Here is a 14,378-nt window from a genome sequence, read left to right as displayed (position 1 = left end):
CTATCACCTCGAAAATAAAAGCCTGGGAATCCCCAGGCTTCATATTTTTTCAATTATTTTCCTAAATTCAGATTCAATCAATTCTAACTTTTTTTCAGATTCATCACGTGTCCTTGCAAATGAGTAAATATACACTTTAAGTTTGGGCTCCGTACCAGAAGGCCTAATTGCATACCAACTACCATCATCAAAGAAAAATCTCAACACATTTGAAGATGGTATTCTCTCTACCTTTCCAATTACATTTCCATCTATATCGTAAATATTCCCATCTAAATAATCTATATAACTTTTGACTTTTAAATTTCCAATTTCTTTTGGAAAACTCTTTCTGTAAAATTCCATAATTTTTGAAATTTTTTCCATACCTTCTATACCTTCGTATATAAGCGAAAAATTATTTTCCAGGTAATAACCGTACTTTTCGTATAACTCATTTAAGACATCTACCAATGTTCTTCCAAATTTTTTGTAATATCCCGCTGCTTCTGAAAGCATCATTGCAGATATTACACCATCTTTATCCCTTACAAAATTTCCCGTGACAAAACCTATACTTTCTTCATACCCAAATTCAAATTGATACCCCTCTTTTTCCAATTCATTTTCAAGTCCACATATATTTTTAAATCCTGTAAGTGTTTCAAATGTTTCTACGTTGTACTCTTTTGCAATTAACTTTCCCAAATTACCGGTAACAATGGATTTTATTATAACGCTTTTATCCGAAAGAAGTTGCTTTTCTTTTCTTTGAGATAAAAGATATTGAATCAAAATAGCCCCCGTTTGGTTTCCATTTAATGCCACGTATTGATCATTGTGCTTTACCATAACGGCAAGTCTATCACAATCCGGATCAGTTGCAATTATTAAATCTGCATCCTTTTCCCTTGCAAGCTTAAGTGCCAACTCAAACGCCTTTATATCTTCTGGATTTGGATACCCAACTGTCGTAAAATCTGGATCAGGCAATTCTTGTTCTTTCACCACAAAAACATTTTTAAAACCTCTTTCTTTTAATACATGACGTACCGGTATATTACCTGTACCGTTTAGTGGCGTGTAAACTATTTTTATACCTTTATCTATATCTTCGTTTAGAGCAAGTGATAACACTTTTTTGTAGTACTCTTCATCCACTTCTTTTCCGATTATATGGATCAATTTGTTTAATCCTTCTTCAAAAGGTATTCTCTTTATCATTCCAAAATCTTTTAATGCCTTTATATTGTTTTGAACTGGTATTGCAACATCATCTAAAATTTGTGAACCTTTATCCCAATACACTTTGTAACCATTATATTCTGGAGGATTGTGACTTGCGGTGATAACTATACCCGCAGTTGCATTTAAATATCTAACTGCAAAAGAAAGTTCTGGTGTAGGTCTTATATCATCAAAAATGTACACTTTAATTCCGTTTCCAGCAAGTACACTTGCTGCTTCCCTTGCAAATTCTTTCGAGTAATGTCTTACATCGTAGGCAATGACAACTCCCCTTTTTGCCCTATCTTCACCTTTAGAGTTTATAAAGTCTGCAAGACCTTGTGTGGCTCTTGCAATAACGTACTTATTCATTCTATTAGTTCCTGCTCCTATTTTTCCCCTTAAACCTGCTGTTCCAAATTCTAAATCCTTGAAAAACCTCTCTTTTATCTCCTCTTCGTTGTCTTTTATCTCATAAAGTTCTTTTTTTGTTTCCTCATCAATATATGGACTTTCAAGCCACCTTTTGTATTCTTCCATGTAATGCACAATCTCACCTCCTAGTCTCAACCATTATACATCTTTCATGTACTACCTCTACACCACTTTGCTTTAAAACTTCTTCAATTTCACTAGAATACGCTCCCGGTTGGTACCAAAGATTTTTAAACCCACGTTCTAAAACCTCTCTAGTAACAACAGCTCCTACCTTAGGGGGCACAACAAAAACTATTAAATCCACATCTTCTTCCAATTCTTTAATTGTTTTTGCAACTTTTATTCCTTCTATTTCTTCATATTTTGGTGTTACAGGTATAACTTCAAACCCTTTACTTATTAGATCTTTCAAAATAATATAACCAAATTTTTCTTTATTTGTAGTCGCACCAACTAGAGCTATTTTTTTCACCTTGTTTAAATCTACCATATCTACCCCTCCTGGATATATTATACCACTTTTGCTTTTTAATTAAATTTGTAGTATAATGATTATGTACTAAGTCTAAACTAACTCAAGAGGTGATTTTTATGTTAAAAAAAGGTGATATGTATGTTGATTTTGAACTTGTAGATACAAATTTAAACAAGGTAAAGCTTTCAAATGAAATAGGAGAAAAAATAGTGCTTGTATTTTATCCAGGTGCTTTCACAAGTGTGTGTGAAAAAGAGCTTTGCTCATTTAGAGACATAATAGCAAAGTTTAATAATTTAAATGCAAAAGTATTTGGAATAAGTGTAGATACCCCATTTTCAAACAAGGCATTTGCGGAAAAAAATAGGTTAAACTTCACACTTCTTTCAGATTTTGGTGGAAAAGTATCTGAAAAATATGGAGGCGTACACAAAAACTTTATAGATATCGAAAATTACACAGTTTCTAAAAGAGCTGTATATATCATCGACGAAAGTGGTAAAATTATTTACGATTGGGTTTCTGATGATCCCGGAAAAGAACCCCCATACGAGGAAATCGAAAAGATATTGACGAGGTGATACTTTGAATTTTTTCATAGTTGATGCATTTACAAATGAACCTTTTAAGGGTAATCCCGCAGGTGTGGTCCTACTAGATAAAGAAATTCCAAAAAAACTCAAACAAAATATAGCAAAAGAAATAGGTTTTTCTGAAACTTCGTTTGTTTTGAAAAAAGGAAAAGAATTTTTTATTGAATATTTTACACCTGTAAGTGAAATTGATATCTGTGGACATGCCACAATTGCAACTTTTTACGTTTTACATCACTTAAAACTTTTAGAATCAAAGAAAGTTTTACTGCATACAAAGGCAGGAAAATTAAATATCTACATTTCTGAGGAAAAAATATTCATGGAACAAGCTCAGCCAAAATTAGGAGAAACTATTGAAAAAGAAAAGATTTCCAAAGTTTTAAACATATCTGTTGATGATTTTGATACGCTTCCAGTACAAAAAGCATTCACAGGTCTTTGGGATCTTATAGTACCTGTAAAATCAAAGAAAATTTTGTTAAATATTAACCCAGATTTGGAATATATGAAACGATTTAATGATGTTGCAAGCTTTCACGTCTTTACATTAGATGAAAGTAATGGACTTTGCAATACGAGGAATTTTGCTCCACTTTATGGAATAAACGAAGAGGCCGCCACAGGCACTGCAAATGGCGCCCTTTTTTATTATCTTTATAAACACAATATAGTTAAGAAAGATAAGGTGTATAAAATAATCCAAGGTGAATCTTTAAACAGAAAATCAGAAATATTTGTAACTTTCGATGGAAAAATTAAAGTTGGTGGAACAGCCAAGATAATCTTTAAAGGACAACTTTTAGACTTTTAATAGCACAGTACAAGGCCTTTGCAATATCATCAATGGACATACTTGGCACGTTTTTCTTTTCTATTACTTGTTCGTGTGCATATGGTACATGTATAAATCCACCTTTTATATGTGGATATTTTTTATTTATAAGGTACAATAATCCATATAAAATGTGGTTGCATACATAAGTTCCAGCGGAATTACTTATATCTGCGGGAATATTGCATTTTTTTATACTCTCTATCATGTGCTTAATAGGTAAATTTGAAAAATAGGCATTTTCTCCATCTTCAAAAATTTTTTCATCTTCTGGTTTATTTCCCATATTGTCTGGAATATTTGCATCATCAATGTTGATTGCAACACGTTCTATTGTAATTTTGCTTCTTCCACCCGCCTGCCCAACACAAATTACAATATCTGGCTTTTCTCTAATAATTAATCGCTCAATTTCTTCTATACTCTTTCTAAAAACCGTTGGAACTTGTGCCTTTACAACCTTTATACCTTCTATTTCTTCGGGTAATTTCTTTAACGCCTCATATGAAGGATTTATCTTTTCTTTGTTGAATGGTTCAAATCCTGTGATTAGTACTTTCACAACCTTTCCCTCCTAACTCTCACATACAAATTATTATTAATTGGAATTTCTCGATTTTCACCAACAATTGCAAGTGTATTAGATATACCATTTTTTACATTGTAGTTTTAGCATTTTCATATGATACTACAAGAAAAGAATTAAATCCCACAAATTCCAATACTTCTATATCATGTATTTTCACAGATTATCCAACTACATCCATATCAATACTTTTTTACAAAGTTACTTAACAAAAACAACAGCAAGCTTTTCCATGCAAGGTACAGTCAAAGAATATATTACCATTTCACCTTTTTAAACATATTATAACATCAAATTAGTTAGTAAAACAAATTATTTTCGCTTTTTGATCCTCCAAAATTTAATCAGTCCATTTCAAAAATCTCAAATTTATGATAAAACAAAATAAATAGATAAAACGCAAAAAAATTCATCTCAAAACAAAAATAAACTCTATCTGACTTGGATCTTTTTTTATCATTTTTTCCTCTTTATCACTTCCTTCATTCCTTTTGATCATGTGTATTTATCTAACCATATAACATCGTATTTGTATGTTATAAATTTCCTACCTTTCATTTTTGTCTTTCAACAATAATTTTTTCATTATTTTTAATTATATTAAGTTTCATTTTCTATGATTAATTATGTGTTTTATTTACGTGAAGAATGTTTAGTTAAATTATTATAATATCATAATTATATTATTTTATATTAAACACTGTATTTTCTTTTATTGAATAGAAAATATCATTCGTTATGAACAAAACATAAAATTACGTAATATAAAATAAAATAATATTTAATATAATTTGTTAATTATAAACAAATTAAAATAAATTAACTAATAGGTTTTCCGTTTACATAAATTCATACAAAATACATTGTTTAATAAAATATCAATTGTAACCAATTGTAACGTTTGGGTTAACACAAAAAATATAAGGAATATTCGATGACCTTTTCCGTTAACAAAAAAGCTTGTATATGGCTTAAAATAATGTGTTTACTTTCAGGTAACTTCTAGTTAATCAAAACGAAAATAATGTGGTTTATAATAATTTATGAGATTTTTAATTGGTTTAGAACATACCTATGAGGAATGGAAACATTACTCCTCCTCCTCAAAAATTACTTTCAAAAATTTAGTTTAGAACATACCTATGAGGAATGGAAACTATTGAACAGTAAATTTTTCTACAAATATCATAATAATGTTTAGAACATACCTATGAGGAATGGAAACCGACTGATTTCTGCGTCTTTTTCAAAAACTTTAACTTCAGTTTAGAACATACCTATGAGGAATGGAAACAGCCATTTCCAAATTTTCTTTTCGATTTCTTTTCTCATGGTTTAGAACATACCTATGAGGAATGGAAACTATTAAAATCATCTATAATAGGAGCTTCCAAAATTTGTTTAGAACATACCTATGAGGAATGGAAACCGTCTTCCATATATTGTTTTAATATTTCTGATATTTTTTTGTTTAGAACATACCTATGAGGAATGGAAACTCTCTCCATTTTTGAGAACTGATTTGATCAAGCACATTTTGTTTAGAACATACCTATGAGGAATGGAAACCGTCTTCCATATATCGTTTCAATATTTCTGCAATTTGTTTAGAACATACCTATGAGGAATGGAAACCCATTTCTGAGAACCGATTTGATCCTCAAGCACAGTTTAGAACATACCTATGAGGAATGGAAACGAGGATTACTCCTCCTCAAAAATTGCTTTCAAGTTTAGAACATACCTATGAGGAATGGAAACTATTATATTTATTATCTCAATCACGCCACCTTCGAGTTTAGAACATACCTATGAGGAATGGAAACTTTCTAAAAATAGACTTAATCTTTAAACCCATTCTATCATGTTTAGAACATACCTATGAGGAATGGAAACATATAACATTTGTTGCCTATTGCTAAATTGAATAAGTTTAGAACATACCTATGAGGAATGGAAACATGAAAACATCTGATAAATTTTCATCCAACCATTTCCAGTTTAGAACATACCTATGAGGAATGGAAACCAATTCTTCCTGTCGCGCATATAATCGACTTAATAGTTTAGAACATACCTATGAGGAATGGAAACTATGATGTTCCTTGCCAACGAAACCATATCCTACTAGTTTAGAACATACCTATGAGGAATGGAAACTCAATATTTTGACTTCCATGACATCCCCTCCTCTTTTTGTTTAGAACATACCTATGAGGAATGGAAACAAGAATCTCCCGAATATCATTTCGGAAGATCCTTAATTTTTCGTTTAGAACATACCTATGAGGAATGGAAACTTTTTATTTCTTATTACTTTAATTACCATATTTTCCCGTTTAGAACATACCTATGAGGAATGGAAACTAAAATCTTCAAATGTTTCTAAAAATTCTCTTTTTCGTTTAGAACATACCTATGAGGAATGGAAACTCTGTAAATTTTAAATCAGCTGCTATATACAATGTTTAGAACATACCTATGAGGAATGGAAACGTGTGTGGTGTTAAATTAATAAATTTTGCCATAATATCATGTTTAGAACATACCTATGAGGAATGGAAACTTCATTGTGTGTGTGTACAAAAATCAAAGAAAATTATTAAAAAATCAAGTACAGAATAGAACAGATAATAGGAATAGTGAAAAACATATTCGGAGATAGAACTTTTTTATTTAAAATACCAAAACTGCGTGTATATGTAAGAATTATATTGTACAACTTGATAGAGTTATTCTAAATAATTTTTTATTTAATTTTGTGCAAGATACTTTATTATTCGAATGTATTTAGTTCATAGCTCTATATGCCTATTTGTTTTATATCTCTTTGTTTTTTGAACAGAATCTGAAATTAATTGACAATATCGCTTCTTTATATTAAAATAATAGAAAGAAAAAATTAACAGTTGGTGATATTATGAAAAAATTATCGACAAAAGAATATTTTACCTATTTTAAAAGTGAAAACTTTGTTTGGTGGTGGAACAGTGGCGATTGTCCACCACCTTTGTTGTGGTAAAAATATACTTGAGAGGACAATTGCCGGGCATTATCTGCCCGGCATTTTTTATATTAAGGAGGGATAGAAATGAGAGAATATGTACATCTTCAGAAAGTTCCAAAAAGTTGGTACAACGTACTTGCAGATTTACCGTTTAAGCTTGATCCACCTCTTGATCCAGAGACAAACAAACCAATGACTCCAGAAAAACTATTAAAAACATTCCCACAACCGTTATTGGAACAAGAAGTTTCAGATAAGAGATTTATTGAAATCCCAGAAGAAGTATTAAATGAATACTATGTTTTTAGACCAACTCCATTAATCAGAGCAACTTTTCTCGAAAGATATTTAGAGACTCCTGCAAAGATTTACTACAAATACGAAGGAGCAAGTCCTACAGGTAGTCACAAGACAAATACCGCACTTGCACAAGCATATTACAACAAGATTTCTGGCACTAAAACCCTTTATACAGAAACGGGTGCCGGTCAATGGGGGAGCGCACTTTCATATGCAGGATTAAAATTTGGATTAAAAATAAAAGTTTTCATGGTAAGAGTAAGCTATATGCAAAAACCTGCCAGAAAACAGTTAATGAATCTCTTTAATGGAGAAGTTGTTCCATCCCCAAGTAATCTAACGGCATCTGGAAAAAAATACGGAGAAGATCATCCTGGAACTCTTGGAATTGCAATTAGTGAAGCTATGGAAAAAGTTTTAGAACAAAAAAACTCAAAATATGCGCTAGGCAGCGTATTAAACCACGTGCTTTTGCATCAAACGATAATTGGACTTGAAATAAAAAAACAACTTGAAAAATTAGGTTTAATTCCCAATGTTTTAATAGGTTGTCATGGTGGAGGTTCAAATTTTGGAGGTACAATATTACCGTTTATACCGGAAAAACTCTCCGGAAAAAACATAAAATTTTTGGCTTGCGAGCCAAAAAGTTGTCCAACTTTGACCAAGGGAGAATACAAATACGATTTTGGAGACAGTGTAGGATTTACACCTCTTTTAAAAATGTTCACACTTGGAAAAGACTTTGTTCCACCTAAAATACACGCAGGTGGATTAAGATACCATGGAGCTGCTCCTATCGTTTCAGCTCTTTTGAAAAACAAATTAATCGAGGCAGAAGCATTTGATCAAAACGAAACCTTTCAAGCTGCAAAAATTTTTGCTAAAGTTGAAGGAATAATACCAGCACCTGAATCTGCTCACGCAATAGCAGGAGCTATAAAAGAAGCACTGAAAGCAAAAGAAGAAAAAATAGAAAAAACAATTGTATTTACACTTTCAGGTCACGGATTATTTGATTTAGCAGCATACGTGTAAAAAGGCCACCTCCAGGTGGCCTTTTTTATTTTTTTATAATGTAAACGGTTACATATAGATACTTAAAGAAAAAACTAGATAAATTAAAGAAAAATCTATATTTTTACACATAATTTTCAAATGAAATGCATATCTAGATTTTGAAAATATCTTTTAAAGTGTTAAGCTATTTAATACACTATAAAACCGCTTACAAAAAAGGAGGATTTTTTGTGGTAACAATAGATGATGTTGCAAGAAAAGCTGGGGTTTCTATTGCAACCGTATCACGTGTGTTAAATAATTTAGAAAATGTCTCAGAAAAAACCAAGATGAAAGTTTTAAAAGCAATCGAAGAATTAAATTACAAACCAAAGATTCTTGCTTCTGCACTTGCAAGGCACAAAAAAAAGTTTAAAGTGGGAATTTGTGAAAGTGACAGATTGAAAAAAATGGAAAGTGAAAATACATCTCCAGAATTTTATTCTGTTATATTAACATTTTTGGAAAAAATTGGTGGGGAATACGGTATTGAATTTTGTAAAACAAACTTACTTACCCCTATAGAATGTGATGGGTACATACTTGTGGGTGGTGACACTACAAAAGAAGTAATAGAGCAATATAAAGTTACTAAAAAACCTTTTTTACTTTTGGATCATTACATTCCAGGAGAAAAGATTAACTGTATTGTCACAAATGGATACGATGGAGCATATTATGCAACTAATTATCTAATAAAGAAGGGATTTAGAAAAATATTTCACATACACGGTCCATTGAATTCATACGGTTTTAAGGGAAGATTTGAAGGGTATACCACAGCTATGCATCAAGCAAATCTACTTCCAAAGTATTATGAATACGATGATGTAAAAGATAACATGGAAGATGTAATAGAATTTATGCTAAAAAAAGACGGTATTCCAGAAGCTATCTTTGCTTCAAATGATATCACCGCAATGAGAGTGATTAGAGAATTAAAAAAAAGGAATTTTAAAATACCAGAAGATGTATCAATAATAGGTTTTGACGATATACTCAGTGCAAAAGAGTTTGAACCACCTTTAACTACTTTAAAGGTTTTCAAAGATGAGATGGGATCTTTAACCGCAAAGAGAATGTATGAACTTCTTATTGGGCATGATACTCATCCTGTTATGATATCTTTATTTACTAAATTTATCAAGAGAAAAAGTTCTATATAGAAAGGAGCGAAATACATGGAACTAAAACTCGAAAGACATTTCAAAAATCCTTTATTTGGTCCCAATCCAAATCATATATGGGAAAGTAGATTTGTTTTTAATCCCGCAGTGGTATTTGATGGAGAATTATTCCATATGCTCTATAGAGCACAAGGAGAAGATATGGTATCAAGATTAGGCTATGCCGTTAGCACAGACGGTATACACTGGAATAGACTTGAAAAATACGTATTTGGTCCATCAACACAAGAAGAATTATACGGAGTTGAAGATCCAAGAATTACTTTCTTAGAAGGATACTATTATATAAACTACACTGCATATTCTCCAACGGGTATTAAAGTTGCAATGGCAAGAACAAAGAATTTCATCACGTATGAAAGATTTGGAACAATACTCCCTGAAAGTCCTAACAAAGATGCTACCCTTTTTCCAGAAAAAATAAACGGAAAATATGTACTTATTCACAGAATCGAACCTGATATTTATCTTGCATTTTCAGATGACTTAATACACTGGGAAAATTATGTAAAAATAGCATCTCCAAGAAAAAATTACTGGGATAACCTTAAGATTGGGGCAGGTGCACCTCCAATTAAGACCAAATATGGCTGGCTTCTTTTGTACCACGGCGTACAAAAAGCTCCAAGAAATATATACAGATTGGGATTTATGCTTCTTGATTTAAACGATCCAACTAAAATAATTAAAAGATCACAAGAACCTATTTTAGAACCCAAAGAAGAATGGGAGATTTTTGGAGGAGTTCCAAATGTCGTCTTCTCAGATGCAATGGTAAGATACAAAGATAAATATTACATTTATTACGGAGGAGCAGATAATTACATAGCACTTGCAACCATAGATACGGAAAAAGTGGAAAAATGGATAAAAGAATAAAAACAAATGATACAATATAATTAATATCCCAAAAAAAGGAGTGAGTTTTTGAAAAAAATTGCATTCATCTCAGATATCCATTCAAATCTTGAAGCACTTGAAAGTGTGCTATTTGATATTGAAAATGAAAAAGTTGATCAAATATATTGTTTAGGAGATTTAGTAGGATACGGTCCAAATCCAAATAAGGTAATTGAATTAATTAAAGAAAAAGGTATTATCTCTGTTATGGGAAATTACGACGATGCAGTGGGAAATGAAAAAAACAGTTGTGGTTGTTCATATAATCCTGGCAGAGAGACAGAAATAGGTGATATATCTCTTTCATGGACAATAAGGAATACCAGTGACAAAAATAAAGAATTTTTGAAAAACCTTCCACAGAAGCTTTCTTTAGAAGTAGAAAATGTAAAAATTTTGCTAGTACACGGAAGTCCGCTAAATTATCTTTTAGAATACGTAAAACCAGATATTTCCCCAGAAAGGCTAAAGCTAATTACACAATCTACAAATGAGGATATAATAATCACAGGTCATACACATATTACAATGGCAAAATATCTTTGTGGAAAAATTATTTTAAACCCGGGAAGTGTGGGAAGAACAAAGGATGGAAAACCAGGTGCTACGTACTTAATTTTGGAAATAGAAAATGGAGTGGTAAGTTACAAATTTAAGTTTGTAGAGTACAACATAAAAACAGTGGTTGAAAAAATAGTCAAAAAAGGACTTCCCGTTGAATTAGGAGTAGTACTTGCACTTGGTAAAACTTTTGATATGGGAGAAGCTAAATCCTCTCAAAATAACTATCAAGTTCGTGAAAAGTTAATTTTAAAAAAAGAGGTCTTCCATGGGGACAAGTAGTCAGTCCCCTTTTTAAAACTTCCTCAACTAGTTTTTTTGCCTCACTTTCAGTAATATCATATCCTGTTTTTACCGCACTCTTACACGCTTTGTCTGCAATAATGTGTTTCATATTTTTGGGACTATCCCCAGGTAATCTAAATTCATCCAATATTTCCCTTAATACTTCTTCAACATTTGAAGGTTTAATAAACGACGGAACAGAAAGGATCTTTATACTATCATCTTCTATTTTTATATCAAATCCAAACTTTTCAAAATCATTTTTCCTCTCGCTTGCAATACTTAAAAAACTCTTTCCAAATTTTACTTCAATAGGTATCATTAAATCCAACACATCTACTTTTTCATTTAACTTTTTTAATATATCTTCATACAATATTCTCTCATGCGCTGCGTGAAAATCCATTATATAGATACCATCTTCAGATTCAAACAAGACATATCTTTTCCTTAAAATAATAACATCTCTTTTTACTTCCAAATTCCTTCTCTCTATATCAAACAAAGTCTGAAAAATTTGATTTTTTGGAATTTCATTTTCTACCTTTTGCCTATTAATGTAGTTAAGATGCCTTTCTTTAACTTCAAATTTTTTATCACTTACAAATATTTTCTTTGATATAAATTTTTTCAGTGCATTCCTAACAGTTCTTATTATATCCGAATAAATCGCGTTGGGATCTGAAAACTTTACCTCAAGTTTTTGTGGGTGTACGTTTACATCTACATACTTTGGTGGTAAATCTATAAACAACACACCATATGGGTGATTTACCAAGGACTCTCCATATCCATTTTCAAATACATGATAAAGCATTTTATCTACTACATATCTTTTTTGTACAAAAAAGATCTGTCCTGTACGATTTTTTCTGTAATAGTTGGGAGATGAGATAATACCATTTACAAATTTCCCGTTAATATTTGTAAATTCTCTTACCTCTGGAAATATCAACTTAAATCTTTCTTCCAAACTGGAAGATTCTGCATTGTACAAAACATCACCATCGGACTTTAGAGTAAAGGAAACTTCAGGATTGCTCAGCAAAAACTTTTCCACAAATTCTATAACACGCCTTTTTTCAACAGCTGCGGATTTTAAAAATTTTCTCCTTGCAGGTACATTAAAAAACAAATCAAGAACCTCAACAGTTGTTCCTCGCTCAATAGTGGGAAATTCCTCTATCTTCTTTATTTTCCCTCCTATAACTTCAAGTCTATGAGATTCTTCTCCATTATTTGAAGTAATTACAACTCTACTTACCTTTGATATAGAAGATAGTGCCTCACCTCTAAATCCAAATGAATACAAGGTGTATATATCTTCAAAATCTTTTATTTTGCTAGTTGTGTGTTCTTCAACAGAAAGGAGAAGGTCGTCTTTTGACATACCTTCTCCATTATCTTTTACCTTTATATAACTTTTTCCACCGTTTTGGATCTCTACTTCTATCTTTTTTGCACGGGCATCTAGTGCATTTTCCACGAGTTCTTTTACAACTGAAAAGGGTCCTGCTACAACTTCTCCCGCTGCTATTTTGGAAATTACATTTTTGTCAAGTTTCTTTATCTTTGCCATTAAAGCACCTTCGATTCAAATGGTTTTAGGTGAATTCCCTCAAAATGCTCTTCGTGCCCTGCTATATTGTGATATATTCTAAAGGACTTTTCTCCATTTGTAATGGTATACGCTACAACAAACTCACTTGTTTTTAAATCCACTATCCACGAATTCACCATCCAAGTATTTTCCTTTCTAAACCTTATCCATTGTTTTACGGTGTTAAGTAAACTATCTTCTCTCTTTAATTGCTCCTCAACGGAAACACCTGTAAATGCATAATTAAAACCTATAGATTTCCATAAAGTTTGTCCTTCACCTGAAAGTGAAGCATACCAAGGCATAGGTTCTATTACGTTTTCTGTAAAGTATGGATCAAAAACGCCTTTCATTCCCAATTCATCACCATAGTAAATAAATGGTATACCAGGTGTCGTTAAAAGCATCGCAAAGAACACCTTTCTTTGTTCTTCTGATTTTACAACAGATGCAAGTCGTGTTATATCGTGATTTCCGGAAAAATTTGAAGGGATATACAACCCTCTATTATCCATTAAAGTCCTTGAAAAACAATCCCATATTTTATGTGTATTTCCATTTGTCATAGATTCCTTTAGAGCCTCTGTAAAGTAAAAATTAAATGAACATCCTATTGTCTTTGCATATTCCATAACTATTTCCGGAGAATCCCATACTTCAGTTACGGCAAATACATCACTTTTTATTCCCCTTGCTTTATCCATTATTTTCTTCCAAAAAGCAATATTTTTTTCATGGTTGTAGTGAAATCTCTTGTTTACAGTATCATAATCGTAAATATGCTTTGCCGCATCAAATCTAAAACCATCTACTCCCACTTTCAACCAAAACTCCACAATTTTTAGCGCCTCTTCTACAACTTCTTCATTTTCATAGTTTAAATCGGGTGATGCTCCCCCAAATACTCCATAATACCACTTTCCTTTATATGGATGCCAAATCACCTCATTATCCCAAGGCCTTTTTTCGCTTAAATCTACATCTTCATCTGCCCAAAGAAAATAATTTTTGTATTTTGGATCATCTTCAAGTGCTGCTTTAAACCAAGGATGCCTTGAAGAAACGTGATTTAAAGGTAAATCAATGACAACTCTTATACCATTTTCATGTAAAACATCTACCATTTTTTTGAATTCTTCTAGTGTTCCATACGAAATATTTGTATCAAAAAAATTAATTATATCATATCCATGATAACTTGGTGCTCTAAAATGCGGCATTATCCAAACAAGGTCTACACCTAAATCCTTTAAATAAGATACCTTTTGTGAAAGTCCTTTGAAATCTCCAATACCATCGCTGTTGTAATCGTAAAAAGAGCGGATATAAATTTCATAACCAATCAT

At 31.6% G+C, this 14,378-nt stretch carries 11 protein-coding genes, 1 pseudogene and 1 CRISPR repeat array; of the genes and pseudogenes, 7 read left to right on the top strand and 5 right to left on the bottom strand.

Features of this window, described 5'->3' with window-relative positions:
* Positions 1-39 precede the first annotated feature (39 nt).
* Together Y592_RS04635 and Y592_RS04630 are read right to left on the bottom strand one after the other, a co-directional pair.
* Complete coding sequence (locus Y592_RS04635; RefSeq protein ID WP_232218227.1) at positions 40-1,746, bottom strand: phospho-sugar mutase; 1,707 nt, start codon at positions 1,744-1,746, stop codon at positions 40-42.
* Positions 1,747-1,759: 13 nt separating this feature from the next.
* Positions 1,760-2,134 (bottom strand): CoA-binding protein, encoded by a 375-nt coding sequence (locus tag Y592_RS04630; RefSeq protein ID WP_075665849.1) that lies wholly within the window; start codon positions 2,132-2,134, stop codon positions 1,760-1,762.
* Positions 2,135-2,235: 101 nt separating this feature from the next.
* Here Y592_RS04630 and Y592_RS04625 point away from each other — a divergent pair, with 101 nt between their 5' ends.
* Entirely contained in the window at positions 2,236-2,700 is a 465-nt protein-coding gene (locus tag Y592_RS04625; protein ID WP_075665848.1) for a peroxiredoxin, read from the top strand.
* 4 nt (positions 2,701-2,704) lie between these two features.
* Entirely contained in the window at positions 2,705-3,526 is an 822-nt protein-coding gene (locus Y592_RS04620; RefSeq protein WP_075665847.1) for a PhzF family phenazine biosynthesis protein, read from the top strand.
* Here Y592_RS04620 and pcp read toward each other — a convergent pair.
* Positions 3,501-4,109 carry a pyroglutamyl-peptidase I gene (gene pcp, locus Y592_RS04615; RefSeq protein ID WP_075665846.1) on the bottom strand — a complete coding sequence of 203 codons (609 nt, stop codon included), beginning with the start codon at positions 4,107-4,109 and terminating at the stop codon, positions 3,501-3,503. The genes Y592_RS04620 and pcp overlap by 26 nt on opposite strands.
* Positions 4,110-5,192: 1,083 nt before the next feature.
* Positions 5,193-6,699: a CRISPR direct-repeat array (repeat unit 30 nt; unit sequence GTTTAGAACATACCTATGAGGAATGGAAAC).
* 40 nt (positions 6,700-6,739) lie between these two features.
* On the opposite strand from pcp, the pseudogene Y592_RS09345 reads away from it, so the two are divergent.
* The 5 genes and pseudogenes from Y592_RS09345 to Y592_RS04595 form a co-directional block, all read left to right on the top strand.
* A pseudogene (locus Y592_RS09345) lies at positions 6,740-6,868 on the top strand (IS5-like element ISAae1 family transposase); the annotation flags it as partial.
* A 356-nt stretch (positions 6,869-7,224) separates the two neighbouring features.
* Positions 7,225-8,478, top strand: a complete 1,254-nt coding sequence (locus Y592_RS04610; RefSeq protein WP_075665845.1) for a TrpB-like pyridoxal phosphate-dependent enzyme — start codon at positions 7,225-7,227, stop codon at positions 8,476-8,478.
* Positions 8,479-8,690: 212 nt separating this feature from the next.
* Positions 8,691-9,665, top strand: coding sequence for a LacI family DNA-binding transcriptional regulator (locus Y592_RS04605; RefSeq protein ID WP_075665844.1), 975 nt, complete (start codon positions 8,691-8,693; stop codon positions 9,663-9,665).
* 15 nt (positions 9,666-9,680) lie between these two features.
* Positions 9,681-10,565, top strand: coding sequence for a glycoside hydrolase family 130 protein (locus Y592_RS04600; RefSeq protein WP_075665843.1), 885 nt, complete (start codon positions 9,681-9,683; stop codon positions 10,563-10,565).
* 48 nt (positions 10,566-10,613) lie between these two features.
* Positions 10,614-11,429: a metallophosphoesterase family protein gene (locus Y592_RS04595; protein WP_075665842.1), complete on the top strand. Its 816-nt coding sequence runs from the start codon at positions 10,614-10,616 to the stop codon at positions 11,427-11,429.
* On the opposite strand, the gene mutL is transcribed toward Y592_RS04595, so the two are convergent.
* Positions 11,353-13,011, bottom strand: a complete 1,659-nt coding sequence (gene mutL / locus Y592_RS04590; RefSeq protein WP_075665841.1) for a DNA mismatch repair endonuclease MutL — start codon at positions 13,009-13,011, stop codon at positions 11,353-11,355. The two genes, Y592_RS04595 and mutL, sit on opposite strands and share 77 nt — an antisense overlap.
* Complete coding sequence (locus Y592_RS04585) at positions 13,011-14,378, bottom strand: alpha-amylase family glycosyl hydrolase (RefSeq protein WP_075665840.1); 1,368 nt, start codon at positions 14,376-14,378, stop codon at positions 13,011-13,013. Before Y592_RS04585 ends, mutL begins: the two co-directional genes overlap by 1 nt.

It is taken from the genome of Thermosipho sp. 1070 (assembly GCF_001682135.1).
Taxonomy (GTDB): domain Bacteria; phylum Thermotogota; class Thermotogae; order Thermotogales; family Fervidobacteriaceae; genus Thermosipho; species Thermosipho affectus.
Note: the sequence above shows the minus strand (reverse complement) of the source record. Positions and strands in the feature narration are given on the sequence as shown.